Below are 13943 nucleotides of genomic sequence, written 5' to 3'. Positions count from 1 at the left end.
ACATAAATGTACTCAGTAAAACTATTATCACGATAAAAAATCTTCTCCGCCGGAAGATGTAATCAGGTTGTGTTATTTGTCACAGAAAAGTATGAGGCAGTTTTAGTTTATGTGACGGGCATGCCGTAAATGAGCAGGCAGCGGGGAATCTCTGGCGCTGATTAACGGTAATCGTCAGGAGGGACGCTGATCGTCGCGAAAGGGAAGCAGAGGTTAAGTAACGCAGGCCTGCGGAGGACGGTTAACTTCCATGAGGGTGAGTCGGTGAACTGCTGCGGGGCTTATCACCCTCCAGCTGCTGCGCTGGCAGCGGCCAGAGAAACCGTGCAGCGTTAACTATGTGTTATCCCGCAGCCGCAAGCTGCTGTCCGTTTCCCGCAGCATTCAGGCTGTGCAGCCTAGCCCCCCTGCAGCCTGACGGCCACCGGCGTGGCGTTAAGCGATCAAGCTGATATCAAGGCGACAGGTCAGCCGCACGTCTTACCGCCCCTGCCGCTGACCGTCGGGTTCGCAACTGCCGCCAATCCCGGACAGACGTGCCAGTCCGCCCCTGCCGGCAGGCGGAGCCACCGGATTTTACAGCGTCTTAATGACCATGCCTGCCGCGGCCAGCATCATAATGAAACCGGCCGATCGGAAAAGGCGTCGTTGCGCTTTTTCGCTGGTGAGGAGGTGGCGTATTCTGAGCGCCGCCAGAATGAAAACTGCGCCAATACAGAGCAGGACAAATACGGTTAGTGGCACCAGCATTCCCCCCCACATCTGCAACGAGACATTATCCAGCGAGATCACCAGAGGTAATATCGCCATATAGAAAGCGATGGTCTTCGGATTGCCCAGCGTAATCGTCAGCCCGGAAAACCACGCCGATGCCAGTTCCCGTTTTGTCGCTTTCTGATTGATGTTTATCGCCTGCGGCTGGTGGCACCAGAACTGCCATGCCAGCACGCATAAATAGAGTGAAGCAGCCCAGTTAATCAGCGTAAAAATGGATGTGTAGTTGTGCGCGATTACCGCCAGACCAAAGACGGCAATCGATAAATAGATCAAATCCCCAAGAATGAGGCCAGCCAGCATCGTAAAGCCGGTCATCAGACCGCCACTGACGCTACGGGCGACTAATGCGGTCATCCCCGGCCCCGGAATGGCGGCCGCGAGTCCCAATGCAGCCATGTAAGAGAGTATCTGAGCAGTTCCTGACATAGTGATTCCTGTCGAAAGAGAGGACGAAAAGTTATTTCAGCGTATTGTTCATAGCGGACCGGCTTCCGGCGACGATAGCCCGGGCAAAAACCAGATCCTGCACGGCAAGCCCCACGGACTTAAACAGCGTTCTCTGTGACACAGGGAGGTCAGGACGATCGCCTGAGGTCAGCAGGGTGCCTATTTCCGTGCCTGAAGCGTCCTGAAGTAATAATCCTTGCTGTTTTGCCTTAAGTAGGCAGGAGGAGGCGTTCCAGACGGCCTCTCTGGAATCCAAATACAGATTGACCGCCGTGTAGATATCTGGCGCCACTTCCTGAAAGCCGGGGGCAGACGCCCCCACGGCATTGATATGACAGCGCGCAGGCAGATCGCTGGCGCGAAGAAACGGTGCTTTTGCCGCTGTCACCGTACAAATGATATCCGCCTGAGCGATGGCCTGAGCAGGCGTTTCCGCAACCGTAACGGGCAGCCCGGAATAGTGCTGACACCACGCTGCAAACTGCGCCGCGCCAGCCCGGCTTCTTCCCCAGACTGAGATATACGTGATTGCACGAACGGCCATGATCATCTGAACATGTTTTCGCGCCTGAACCCCTGTTCCCAGGATTGCCAGATGGCTTGCGTTCTGGTGAGCAAGCAGGTCCGTAGCCAGTGCAGATGCGGCGGCTGTGCGTAATTCTGTCACAGACGCGGCATCAACCAGCACGATATCGCCCTCATCAGTGGCATCGTAAAGCAGGATACACCCCTCATGGGACGTAGACTGATTGTGATGATTGAAATCGACTCTGACTGTTTTGAGCCCGAATCCCGCATAGGGGCCATCCTCAATGTAAGCGGGCATGGTGCCCATCAGGGAACCCTGCTCAGAAGCGATAACACTCCGCAAAGTCTGTTTAACTTTGCCCCTGCTCATCAGGGTAAACGCCTCCCGGCTCAACTGCAGGCATGTCGCAGACGATAAAATCTGCTCAACCTGCTCACGATGGATAAATTGCATGGTGAATGTCCGTGGTTATCGCGACGAAAAGGTCTGAAAATGCGGTTCGATTTGGGTATCTGCCATGCTGTTAAGCAGCGTTGACATGGTTTTCTGGGCGACCCCAAGCACCACATCCAGCGCATTTTGCTGGCTGTACCCTGCAGCCAGAAGCGCCTTAACCGCGTTGTGCGATATCTGACCCTGAGCCAGAGCAACGTCGCGGGTAAAGTGGTATAACGCAGCCAGCTTCGCCGGCAGGGCTTCAGGTTGCTCAGTCAGCCTGCTCAGGATGTCGGCCGATACACCTTTATGCTGCGCAATCCAGCTATGCGCCTGAACCGTATAGGCGCACTGATTGAGCAGCCCTGTGGTGATCCAGACAACGGCCCGCTCCTCTTCTGTCAGCGAGCACTGAGAGAAGGCGTCATGGGCGAACTGGTAAGAAGCGAGCAGTGCGGGCGACTCTGCCATGAACGCACTTTGCCAGGGAATCCAGCCGAAACCGTCAATGGAGCTTTGCAGCAAAGGGCGGCTGGCAGCGGGTGCACTTTCAAGTGTGTGCATTTTAAACATTGTCATTTTTTATCCTTTACGAATCGTTGAGGCGAAAACAGACCAGAGCATATGTATCGGGCGGGTGCGCGAAATAAAATTAAGGTTATGCAGTCTGGCGGCAATTTCTGTTGTTAACGCAATATCCACTTCACCGCAGGCCACCGCCTGTGCTGCCGCGCTGGTAGAAGACATCTCAACAATCTTTGCAATACGTAATCCGGCCGGGAGTAATTCGGCAATCAATGGAACAGGCGCCGGATGAGAGGCAGCCGTCAAAGGCCTGTCCGGTAAAACCCTGTTAGCAACCAGCACATAAAGAGGCGTGTCATAAAGGAATGTTGCTAAGAGTTTCAGACGGGTGTCCATATAAAAATCGTTAATTTTAGGGTACGCATTGGCGACAATTAATAACCCGTTCTCTTCATCAATATTTTTTCTTGCCAGTTCATAGGAGTCATCAAGATGAATCGTATGAGAGCTGTCAGAATAATGATCACCCATCCAGCGATGGAAAAATTGTGAGGCATATTCGCTGCTTGTTCCTGAAGGGCCTAAAGTATGAATGGGATAATTCACAACATGCGTTAAGCCCATATCCATAAAATGATGGCGCATCTTTTCACCTAAATTAATGAATTAACAGACAGGAGTCAGCCAGTGATTAAAGGCAGTTAACTGACCGCGGACTAACTTTTCATACAGACCTTTAACAGACAGGGAAATACTTTTCTCATCCATGCTATTCAGCTTGCGATGGTCGATCTGAATGACAGGCGATATTTCGACGCCCGTGCCTGTTAAAAAACATTCGTCCGCCGTCAGGAGTTCTGAAGGCAATATATCCCGTTGCTCGACACGCAGATCAAGGCAGGTTGTAGCCAGTTCAATGACGGTGCTGCGGGTAATACCCTCCAGAATATGAGCGGTAACCGGCGGAGTAATGAGCGTCCTGTTTTTCACAATAAACACGTTGGATGTGGTCGCTTCGGCAACGTAACCGTGGTGGTTAAGCATTATGGCGTCATCATATCCGCCACGATGAGCCGCCTCCATTGCCAGAGCCGAATTGACGTAGCTGCCGGTAATTTTAGCCCGCGCGGGAATAGAATTATCGGCAATGCGACGCCAGCCTGAAACCGTACACTTCACCCCCCCCCTGCTTTATATAGGCGCGCATATTCAGACTATTAACCGAAAGCCCGCTACTGACGCCGGAGAGCTTTACGCCAAATCCGGTGCCAGGTAAAAGATGACGTTTATATGCTATCGGTCGGATATAGCAGTCGTCTTCGACATCATTTTTTTTCAGAAGCGCCAGCGTTAACGCCTTTAACGCCTGAGGTTCGGGTAGATCATCAATCAGCAGTAATAAGGCTGACTGAATCAGCCGGTTAATATGATCGTCCAGACGGAACACATTAACGGTGTTATCAGCATGATGCGCGTAACCACGAATACCTTCGAACACAGCGGTGCCATAATTGAAGGCCTGGGTGGTAACCGGTAACAGCGCGCTATCGGCGGTAATAAACTCGCCGTTGAGGTAGCTCCATAGATGGTGAGGTGACCGGGTTTCATCACGTTTATCAGCGTCACTGATTGTCATCATTCAAATCCCCGATTAATCAGCGCAAGTGCCGCGTCACGATCGCTGTTATCTGCCGCCGGACGCAGGTCATGAATACGTGCCGCTTTCCAGCTCACCATTGCAGAGGTGCCGGTTACGCGACTGGTTTCGCCATCAATCAGGTGAATGCTGACACCGGCAATGTTCTGTTCAATATGCCGTTTGACGTTGCTGAGTAACGAAGAAACATCGGCTTGCCGGTTAAACATCTCCACCGTGATGTTGAGCACATCTCTCCCTTCGCGGTTGTCAATCTGGATAGCGTAATCCAGACAGCCTTCCAGTTTTTCAAGAAGCGCGGCTTCAAGGTCCCAGGCACAGTAAGCCTGCCCGTTGAGCGTCAGGACATCGCGAACACGACCAATCGGCACAATTCTCTGGCTGCCATCCGGCATCAAGGTTGACCGTACCATGTCACCGGTACGGTAACGGATTAGCGGTTTCTGGCCCTTATAGAGATGCGTGATGACTAACTCACCTACCCCCTGTCCCGTGGTGATGTCACAGGCTGCGCCACTGAAAGGGTTGATAATCTCGTAGTAGTTGTTCAGCGGGACGGTGTAGAGGTGACTATCCTGTGCGCACACGGCAAGAATAGAAGACTCCTGTGAGGCATACATACAGCTATAGACTTTTGCCCCCCAGATCTCACCTATGTTTCTTAACAGAGGTGGCGTGGTCAATTCACCCACGGTAAGAATCAGCTTCACGCTGGTTGCCGATGGGTCCCCGCCCGAATCTTTAATGAAACGCGCTACAGCAATCGCCACGGCGGGCGTACAGACCAGTGCGGTTATCTGCAGTTCATTAATTAATGCCATTACCCGCTTCATTCCCACGACGGGCGAACGCGGCCACATTTTGACGACGCTGTAACCAAGACTGCGGAATACATCCTCGAAGGTATCCCCGGTCGAATGAAGTTCTGTTGGCCCCATGACGCCCACCACATGATGGGGCGCAATTTGCTCAAAGATATTACGGTAATGAATAATCAGAGGCGTATTATTATGCACCGAATCGGTTTCATTACGCGGGCACGGCGTCGGCTTCCCCGTTGTGCCTGTCGTTTCGTAATAAATCCAGCTCTGATGAAGGGGGGCAGATGCCAGCGCTGCGCCTTGCATTCTCAGATCATCTTTAGTCGTGAACGGAAGAGACGTGAGACCAGCGGTAGTTAATGATTCAATATCGGAAGAGGTTAAACCTTTAAAATGTTCGCGATAAAAGGGTGAATGCTCTGCAACATATTTCACCACTTCTCGCAGTTTATTATTCTGATGAAGACCAAGCTCATTCAGGCTGATATTACCCGCATGGAAGGCGCTATGCAGATAATAAACCTCCTTCGCCTGCGCGATGACTCGTTCTTTAAAAATAGCGTACATCTTCTCTTCCTTAGTCAGGATAAATTAAAATAAAAACAGGCAGGCATGCAGGGTGAGATCGCTATGCGATCGGCTGCTTAACGCGCTTTAAGATGATTTATTTGTAGAGCGGCAGATTCCCTGTCATTCGGGTCAGCTTCTTTTTAGGGCCGATAATGCCAATGGCGACCAGCTCAATATTCTCGCTTTTCACAGACGAAATTCTTTCGCCATACTCTTCATAGGTTTTACACGACTGTGCCAGTGCGCTGAATGGCATGACATACATCTCATCATCACTTTCAGCACTGGCCTGTAATTCATGCAGATAATCACCTGAAGCCAGTAGCACCGGGAGAGGCGCGTAAATAACACCGGGGTAATTGACTTCATCGAGGCTTTGCATATCAGGTCCAACGAGATTATCGACCGTGCGTCCAAAACTGATTCCGATAACGCTTGCTGCGTTCATGGCAAGACCGGCCGGGAGATCTTTATCAATAATAATCGTACAGCGATGCTGACTGGCGTCGAACTTCATCGTAATTCCTCACTTCTCTGGAATGGATCTTAATGTGCGTGCGAAAGCGTATTCAGTACAGAGAGCAAACCACGGTTTAATGTAAAGTCGCCGGGAAATTCAATATCAACCACCTTCCAGTCCGCAATATATTTCCATTTGGCGACGCCTTTCTGATGGTCAGGGTGGATAATATAGGCGTTCAAATCTTCGCGGTTCTCAAACAGGCCAATTACGACAAAATCCGCTGCGATGTCGCGTCGGGTGATATTCCTGCCACAGCTCCAACCTTTTATTTCATTAATATGATCCGGGTGAGCACGCGTGGCTCTCTCTGCATCAATAGTCTCCAGGGATGACCAACTCCACGGACTTTTCAGCGTAAACATGACGATGTGCATTAACATAGGATCCGTTCATTCCTTGTTCCGTTGATAATATTCATTAGAAAGATGAATGTATTATGCCGTAGCGGGGCAGAAAATTGTTACCTATATCATTTACCCGATGCGGATAATTAGGTAAAAATAACCCTCTAAAGCCTCTCTGTAGAAAGGAGTTTTCCCGCATGGCCCTTAGCCCGACAGATATGAAAATACTTGAAATCCTGCAGGATGATGCGCGCGTGACGAACCAGGTGCTGGCACAGAAAATAAGCCTTTCAGCCTCGCCGTGCTGGCGCAAAGTTCGCAAGCTGGAAGAAGATGAAGTCATTCAGGGCTACCGTGCTGTACTTGACCGCAAAAAAATTGGTCTGGGCGTGATGGTTTTCATCCGGGTCGTCATTGACAGTCACAGCGAAGCCGAGGCCCGAAAATTTGAAGAGGAAGTGACTGCGCTGGAGGATGTGGTGGCCTGCTACAGTATCGGTGGCGATGCTGACTTCCTCCTGCAGGTGGTGGCGTCAGATCTCGACTCCTACGCCGATTTTGCCATGTCCGTGGTACGCCGGTTACCCGGCATCAAAGAGATGCAGAGCATGTTTGTGCTGAAGGAGATCAAACCACTCGTGACTTATCCTATTAAGAAAATGCCTGAATAGATGATGACACCGGCCTCGCTGAGGATGGCGGTTTCAGGCCGGGCCCTTTTGCCGGTCGGCCATCGCCGGTTAAGCGGGCGTCCGCTGTCTGCGGCATCAGGGCATTGCCTCCCGGTTACTCAGCTGAGCATCGGGCAGTCAATTGACCTGCCCGCCAGAAAACCAGCCAGGGTGAATCCACATTTCCTGCCCGCAGGCACTGCTCCTGCAAAGCCTGTGCAACGAAGATCCCGTCAGTCAAGCCCGTCATCGCTGCTAATCCTAAATTTCGCATCTATAATTCAGTGACTCAGGCCCAGGCATCGCATCCGGCTGACCCGCTAAGCCGCGTTTGAGTGCCTGAACGTCAACGTGTCAGCGAACAAACGCCATTCCATCCTGCACGATGCCTGCCGGGTTAACGATGCCCATTACTGACTGAATTAAGGAAGCCTCATGATCTTTTCTCTCAAAAATCAGGTTGCGCTGGTCACCGGCGCCAGCTCAGGTCTCGGCTATGCCTGTGCTGAAGCTCTCGCCAGAGAAGGTGCCTGTGTGGTGGTTAACTACCACAGTCAGGCGGAACCGGCAGAGAAACTGGTTGAAAACATCCGTGCAGACGGTGGACGTGCCATCGCAGTTAAAGGAGATGTATCGAAAGAAGCGGACGTGCAGAACCTTTTCGACCAGACGATTGCTGAATTTGGCAGACTGGATATCCTGGTCGCAAACTCAGGTCTTCAGAAGGATGCGCCCTCCATTGAGATGACGCTTGAGGACTGGAACACCGTTATTAACGTCAACCTCACCGGCCAGTTCCTGTGCGCGCGCGCTGCGTTGCGACAGTTCCGCAGCCAGGAGCACCGCCCTCACCTCAGCCGCGCGGTGGGAAAAATTATTCATATGAGTTCGGTTCATCAGCTTATTCCCTGGGCCGGACACGTCAACTATGCCGCGTCAAAAGGCGGGGTTGATTTGCTGATGAAAAGCCTGGCACAGGAAGTGGGTGAAGATCGCATCCGCGTTAACTCCGTGGCCCCCGGCGCTATTGCCACGGCCATCAACGAGGAAGCGACGCAGGGCGAGGCAGGCAAAGAGTTATTGAAACTCATTCCTTACGGGCGCATCGGTGCAGCTGAAGACGTGGCGAATGCCGTCGTCTGGCTTGCCAGCGATTTATCTGACTACGTTCATGGGACAACGCTATTTATCGATGGCGGAATGAGCCTGTATCCTGGATTTCGCGACAACGGCTGAACGTGAGTCGCTGGTTCAGGAGATGGACGGCAGGTTTATATCCATCAGCCAGTACGAAATCCGGAACAGGAGGTCCTGATTTCGCACGCCTGCTGCTATAAATTACACGCCAGCAAGCTGAACACTCCCGTCAGTGCGTCGTGGCTTCATACCAGTGGAGCGGAAAAATAGGGACTCAATGTTCATCTTCATCCGGCGTAAGCAAACGCGTCCGGCAGACGTCCAGAATTTCGTCAGCGAGCCCGGAGTTGTCCGGACAGGCCCGCGAAAGCATTATCGCACCCACAAGATGCGCAAGGGTATTGATCAGTTCTGCGCGCGTTGCTTTTTCTGATTCCAGAATAGCCAGTTGCCGTTCAAGCCCGGCCGCAAATGTCTCCTGAATGGATTCAGACTGACGGGCTGCATCAGTCCCCAGAGCCGACATGACACATCCCTTTCCTCTATCATCGCGATGCTGTCTGGAAAGATAGTATTCGATAAACGTTTCGCGACTCACACCCTGGGTTTTTTCTGCGGATTGCGCAAAACCGCAGCGCATCGCTTCGGCTAACAGATCAGCTTTCGACCCGAAATGCTTATAAAACCCGCCATGTGTTAACCCTGCGGCTGACATCAGTTCTGCAACGCCTACTCCATCATAACCACGCTCGCGAAAAAGCGCTGACGCGGTTTCAACGACCCGCAACCGGTTTTCACGAACCTGCTCTTTGGACACTTTCATATTTTACCTCCTGACACAGAGCCTGATTATACATTGATGATGATCATAATCAAACCAGTTGACATTAATGATTACGATCATCATCATTAAAAAAGTACTTTTGCCCGTTACTTCACCGAGGAATGATCATGACCAATGACGCGCTATTTCAAACTTATGAACTGGGGTCCATCACGCTGGCAAATCGCATAGTGATGGCTCCGCTGACGCGTAACCGGGCCGAAGCAGGACTGGTGCCGGGCGAACTGGCAGCGACTTACTACGCGCAACGTGCCACGGCAGGATTACTGATAACCGAAGCCACGCAGATTTCTGAGCAGGCGCAGGGCTATCAGGATACGCCTGGCATCTACACCCAGGCGCAGATTGACGGCTGGCGGAAAGTGACTGACGCAGTGCATGCGAAAGGTGGGCGCATCTTTGTACAGCTATGGCACGTGGGTCGGGTTTCACACGTCGATTTACAGCCCGGCGGCGCTGCACCAGTCGCACCCTCGGCCATCCGCGCTGAAACTAAGACCTTTGTGAACAACGGATTCGCTGACGTCTCTGAACCCCGCGCCCTTGAACTGCATGAAATAAACGGGATTGTCGCTGACTTCAAAAAGGCGTCGGCTAATGCCATTGCCGCCGGTTTTGATGGCGTAGAAATACATGGCGCGAATGGCTACCTGCTGGAACAGTTTCTGAAGGATGGTGCCAACCTGCGGACCGATGAATATGGCGGTTCTGTAGAGAATCGTGCGCGCCTGCTGCTGGAAGTCGTGCAGGCCGTCAAAGATGAGATCGGCGCAGAGCGTACGGGCGTTCGCATCTCACCTGTCTCTCCCGCCAATGCGATTTCATGCAGCGATCCACAGCCACAATATGACTATGTGGCAGACCAGCTTAATGCTTCAGGTATCGCCTATCTGCACGTCGTCGAAGGCGTAACGGGCGGTCCCCGTGATGCAACGCCGTTCGATTACACGTCGCTGCGTCGCCGCTTCAGAAACACCTATATCGCTAATAATGGCTATGACCTGGCGCTGGCATCTGAGCATCTTGCACAGGATAAAGCCGATTTATTCGCGTTCGGCCGCCCCTTCATTTCTAACCCTGATTTAGTCGAAAGAATGAAGACGGGCGCGCCTCTGGCCCCTCTCAATCCTGAAACACTGTATGGCGGTGGAGCACAAGGCTATACCGATTATCCGTCACTAAACGATACCAGCGAATAAATTCCTGGGTGTGCTTAACATACTTCGCCGACGGCGATTCTTACCCACTAACAAAGAAGATAAAATGATGAAAAAACCTTCAGTTCTTATCACCGGGGCATCCGCAGGTATTGGTGCGGTCTATGCAGAACGGTTTGCCCGCCGTGGACATGACCTTGTTCTGGTTGCTCGCGATAAAACAAAACTGGAAGCCCTTGCGAAACGGCTGCGAGAGGAACACACCATTTCCGTGGATGTTCTGCCTGCCGATCTGACTCAAGCTGGTGATTTAACCATAGTAGAAGCGCGCCTGCGTGAAGATGCGGGGATAGGTATTCTTATCAATAACGCAGGTATCGCTCAGTCCGGCAGTTTTACCGAGCAAACACCGGATTCCATGGAAAAGCTTATCGCCTTAAACGTAACCGCCCTGACGCGACTTGCCAGTGTTGCGGCTACCCGTTTTGCCGACGCCGGAGAAGGTTCAATCGTCAATATCAGTTCAATCGTTGGACTCGCCCCGGAATTTGCTATGACGGTCTACGGCGCAACCAAAGCCTTTGTTCTGTTCCTGTCTCAGGGAATGAACGTAGAGCTGTCATCAAAAGGGATTTATATCCAGGCGGTACTTCCGGCGGGGACTTACACCGAAATATGGAATCGCGCCGGTATCGACATCACTAACGCGCCGAAAATGATGGAAGTCGGCGAACTGGTTGACGCCGCTCTGGCAGGCTTTGACCGCCGCGAGCTCGTGACGATTCCGCCTTTGCATCATGCTGAGCGCTGGGATGTGCTTGATACCGCCCGTCAGGGGCTGCTGTCTGACATCAGACAGGATGAAGCAGCTGAACGCTACAAGACGTTGTAATAAAAGTCATTTCAGCGGAACCCTCCATCAGGGTTCTGCTGAGAGTGAAGCCAATGATTAATCTGCGGCTGCGTCTCTTTTCCTGCAGAAAAATCCAAACGCAAACTTAAGGTCATACTCATCATGACACCAATACGTGTAGCACTTGTGACTGGCGCATCTTCAGGAATTGGCGAAGCCTCTGCTAATAAACTTCTTGCGGCGGGTTATCGGGTCTATGGCACAAGCCGGCGTGGTCCGGCGGCAGGTGAACACGCTTTTCCCTTACTGCCACTGGATGTGACGGATGACGCGTCGGTTAAAGCTGCCATTGAGGCGTTAATCCAGCGGGAAGGCCGAATCGACCTTCTGGTGAACAACGCGGGCTTCGGGGTTTCTCCAGCAGCCGCAGAAGAGAGTTCTATTGAGCAGGCGCGGCAGATCTTCGACACCAATTTTATGGGTATTGTAAGAGTGACACGGGCCGTGCTGCCCCACATGCGCCATCAGGGCAGTGGGCGCATTATTAACATCGGTTCGATTCTCGGCATCGTGCCATTGCCCTATGTCGCCCTGTATGCCGCCAGTAAACATGCCGTAGAGGGTTACTCGGGCGCACTCGATCATGAACTGCGCACACAGGGTATCAGGGTCTCCGTCATCGAACCGGCATACATAAAAACGCAGTTTGAAGCTCACAATATAGAACCAGACGCAAAGCTTGAAGCGTACGAACTCATTCGGGCTAAGTTAACGAAGGTGGTCAGTAAGGCAATGGCTACAGCAGAAAGCGCTGAGGTGGTGGCAGAGGTCGTGGTTAACGCGGCGCAGAGCGCACGGCCAAAAATACGCTATACAGCAGGAACGCTGGCTGCAAAACTCAACTTTATCCGCCGTTTTGCGCCCGCTTCATTGCTCGACAAAGTTGTGCGAAACAGCCTTCAGCTTGATGCGAGAAATGAATGATGAAAACCCGAACGATGAAAGCTTTTACGTTTAAACGCTACGGAAAATCACCTGAACTGGGGTTTGAAGAGAGCGATTATCCTTCTCACGGCGATGAAGAAATCCTGGTGAAGGTGTATGCCGTAGGTCTGAATCCCATCGATAACATGATCCCTGCGGGAACGTTCAAGCCGGTTTTGCATTTTAAGCTGCCCGCTACGCTCGGCAGCGATCTGGCGGGTGTGGTTGTCGCAACCGGGAGTCGCGTGACGCGTTTTAAGCCGGGTGATGAGGTTTACGCCAGCATTTTCGACACCGGTACCGGTTCTCTGGCTGAGTATGCGCGGGTTCATGAAAGTCACGCCGCAATAAAGCCAAAGAATCTGGATTTCGTTCAGGCGGCTTCGCTTCCGATGGTGAGTCTGACGTCATGGCAGGCATTCACAGAGAGAACCTCTCTGCAGCCGGGACAGAAGGTCTTCATTCCGGCAGGTTCAGGAGGCATCGGCAGCTTTGCGATTCAACTGGCGAAACATCTTGGCGCAAAGACAGGAACGACGACCAGTACGGCTAATGTGGAATGGGTCAGTCGGCTGGGTGCAGATGAAGTGGTTGACTATAAAAAACAGGAATTTGAACAGGTGCTGAAGGATTATGATGTTGTTCTCGGTACGCTCCGTGGGGATGCCATTGAGAAATCCACGCAGATCCTAAAACCCGGTGGAAAAATAGTCTCTCTGATTGGACCTTTAGACGCTGATTTCGCACGAGCCAGACACCTGAACATCGTCCTGCGGCTAATATTGGGCCTGATGAGCCGTAAGATTGTGCGGCTTACAAAAAAACGTGGCCTGCATTATTCCTTTCATTTTGTGCGTCCCGATGGCAATCAGCTCAGCCATATAGCCAGCCTGATTGAAGCGGAACACATTAAGCCGGTGATCGACAGAGTTTTCCCTTTCACTAAAACTCAGGAGGCGCTTGACTGGCTTCAACAAGGGCGTGCAAAAGGTAAAGTTGTGGTTAAGGTTCAGCAGGAATAGCCCCCGACTCTCATCGGGAGCGAAAGATCATTCTGTACGCTGGCGGCAGAGATTGGCATCAGGATTACGGGTCTGTGAGCGCACTCTCTGCCGGGCACCATCTCCCTCCGCTGTTCGTGCTGTGCTACTGTTGACGCATACCGGGTTTTGCTCAGAGGAGGGTGACATGTCTCCCTTTTATCAATTTAAGGCCGCCAGCCTCAATGGTGAGCTTATCTCAATGAACGACTTCGCAGGCAAAGTGGTTCTGGTGGTGAATACCGCCAGCCATTGTGGATTCACGCCCCAATACGCAGGTCTTGAAGACCTCTATAAAAAGTATGCTGCTCAGGGACTGGTGGTGCTGGGATTCCCCTGCAATCAGTTCGGTAAACAGGAGCCCGGCGGAGCCGACGAGATCGCGCAGACATGCCACATCAACTATGGTGTGAGTTTCCCGATGTTCGGCAAGGTAGAGGTTAATGGCGCCGCAGCCCATCCGATTTTTCGGTACCTGAAAGAGGAATTACCCGGCGTGCTGGGTGGGCGTATTAAATGGAACTTTACTAAGTTCCTTATCGGGCGCGACGGCAAACCGATCAAACGATTTGCCCCAAACACCACGCCCGGGAAAATGGAAGCCGCCATTATTGCTGCCCTTTAAGGGG

The 13943-nt window shown here is 52.1% G+C and carries 17 protein-coding genes; 7 read left to right on the top strand and 10 right to left on the bottom strand.

Annotated features, from left to right (window positions below; translation table 11 throughout):
- Positions 1–576 precede the first annotated feature (576 nt).
- From NP77_RS19540 to NP77_RS19505, 9 genes are all read right to left on the bottom strand, one after another.
- Complete coding sequence (locus tag NP77_RS19540; RefSeq protein WP_003851614.1) at positions 577–1203, bottom strand: LysE family translocator; 627 nt, start codon at positions 1201–1203, stop codon at positions 577–579.
- Between the two features lie 31 nt (positions 1204–1234).
- The gene (locus NP77_RS19535) at positions 1235–2206 is read right to left on the bottom strand and encodes an ornithine cyclodeaminase family protein (RefSeq protein ID WP_003851617.1); all 972 of its coding nucleotides are present in this window, start codon (positions 2204–2206) and stop codon (positions 1235–1237) included.
- A gap of 15 nt (positions 2207–2221) precedes the next feature.
- Positions 2222–2767 (bottom strand): carboxymuconolactone decarboxylase family protein, encoded by a 546-nt coding sequence (locus tag NP77_RS19530; RefSeq protein ID WP_003851618.1) that lies wholly within the window; start codon positions 2765–2767, stop codon positions 2222–2224.
- A 3-nt stretch (positions 2768–2770) separates the two neighbouring features.
- Positions 2771–3358, bottom strand: coding sequence for a bacilysin biosynthesis protein BacA (locus NP77_RS19525; protein WP_039661363.1), 588 nt, complete (start codon positions 3356–3358; stop codon positions 2771–2773).
- A 21-nt stretch (positions 3359–3379) separates the two neighbouring features.
- Complete coding sequence (locus NP77_RS23900) at positions 3380–3892, bottom strand: aminotransferase class IV (protein ID WP_231572348.1); 513 nt, start codon at positions 3890–3892, stop codon at positions 3380–3382.
- The gene (locus NP77_RS23895) at positions 3852–4352 is read right to left on the bottom strand and encodes an aminotransferase class IV (RefSeq protein ID WP_231572347.1); all 501 of its coding nucleotides are present in this window, start codon (positions 4350–4352) and stop codon (positions 3852–3854) included. Before NP77_RS23895 ends, NP77_RS23900 begins: the two co-directional genes overlap by 41 nt.
- A complete protein-coding gene (locus NP77_RS19515) occupies positions 4349–5758 on the bottom strand; it encodes a phenylacetate--CoA ligase family protein (protein ID WP_039661362.1) in 1410 nt (469 codons plus the stop codon). Before NP77_RS19515 ends, NP77_RS23895 begins: the two co-directional genes overlap by 4 nt.
- 97 nt (positions 5759–5855) lie before the next feature.
- Positions 5856–6278 (bottom strand): DUF2000 domain-containing protein, encoded by a 423-nt coding sequence (locus NP77_RS19510; RefSeq protein ID WP_003851626.1) that lies wholly within the window; start codon positions 6276–6278, stop codon positions 5856–5858.
- Between the two features lie 29 nt (positions 6279–6307).
- On the bottom strand, positions 6308–6664 hold the full coding sequence (locus tag NP77_RS19505; protein WP_003851627.1) for a Dabb family protein: 357 nt from the start codon (positions 6662–6664) through the stop codon (positions 6308–6310).
- Between the two features lie 161 nt (positions 6665–6825).
- On the opposite strand from NP77_RS19505, the gene NP77_RS19500 reads away from it, so the two are divergent.
- Positions 6826–7299 carry an Lrp/AsnC family transcriptional regulator gene (locus tag NP77_RS19500; protein WP_039661361.1) on the top strand — a complete coding sequence of 158 codons (474 nt, stop codon included), beginning with the start codon at positions 6826–6828 and terminating at the stop codon, positions 7297–7299.
- 435 nt (positions 7300–7734) lie between these two features.
- Complete coding sequence (locus NP77_RS19495) at positions 7735–8535, top strand: SDR family oxidoreductase (RefSeq protein WP_003851631.1); 801 nt, start codon at positions 7735–7737, stop codon at positions 8533–8535.
- A gap of 175 nt (positions 8536–8710) precedes the next feature.
- On the opposite strand, the gene NP77_RS19490 is transcribed toward NP77_RS19495, so the two are convergent.
- A complete protein-coding gene (locus NP77_RS19490; RefSeq protein WP_003851633.1) occupies positions 8711–9259 on the bottom strand; it encodes a TetR/AcrR family transcriptional regulator in 549 nt (182 codons plus the stop codon).
- A 128-nt stretch (positions 9260–9387) separates the two neighbouring features.
- On the opposite strand from NP77_RS19490, the gene NP77_RS19485 reads away from it, so the two are divergent.
- The 5 genes from NP77_RS19485 to NP77_RS19465 all read left to right on the top strand — a co-directional run bounded on the left by NP77_RS19485 (position 9388) and on the right by NP77_RS19465 (position 13939).
- The gene (locus NP77_RS19485; RefSeq protein WP_039661360.1) at positions 9388–10479 is read left to right on the top strand and encodes an alkene reductase; all 1092 of its coding nucleotides are present in this window, start codon (positions 9388–9390) and stop codon (positions 10477–10479) included.
- Positions 10480–10546: 67 nt separating this feature from the next.
- On the top strand, positions 10547–11329 hold the full coding sequence (locus tag NP77_RS19480) for an SDR family oxidoreductase (protein WP_039661810.1): 783 nt from the start codon (positions 10547–10549) through the stop codon (positions 11327–11329).
- A 123-nt stretch (positions 11330–11452) separates the two neighbouring features.
- Complete coding sequence (locus tag NP77_RS19475) at positions 11453–12274, top strand: oxidoreductase (protein ID WP_039661359.1); 822 nt, start codon at positions 11453–11455, stop codon at positions 12272–12274.
- Positions 12274–13296, top strand: coding sequence for an NADP-dependent oxidoreductase (locus tag NP77_RS19470; RefSeq protein WP_039661358.1), 1023 nt, complete (start codon positions 12274–12276; stop codon positions 13294–13296). Before NP77_RS19475 ends, NP77_RS19470 begins: the two co-directional genes overlap by 1 nt.
- A gap of 166 nt (positions 13297–13462) precedes the next feature.
- The gene (locus tag NP77_RS19465; RefSeq protein ID WP_039661357.1) at positions 13463–13939 is read left to right on the top strand and encodes a glutathione peroxidase; all 477 of its coding nucleotides are present in this window, start codon (positions 13463–13465) and stop codon (positions 13937–13939) included.
- Positions 13940–13943: the final 4 nt, after the last annotated feature.

The sequence above is a fragment of the Pantoea sp. MBLJ3 genome (genome assembly GCF_000816655.1).
Classification (GTDB): domain Bacteria; phylum Pseudomonadota; class Gammaproteobacteria; order Enterobacterales; family Enterobacteriaceae; genus Pantoea; species Pantoea eucalypti.
The sequence above is the reverse complement of the archived record's forward strand: the minus strand, read 5'-3'. Positions and strand labels throughout refer to the sequence as shown.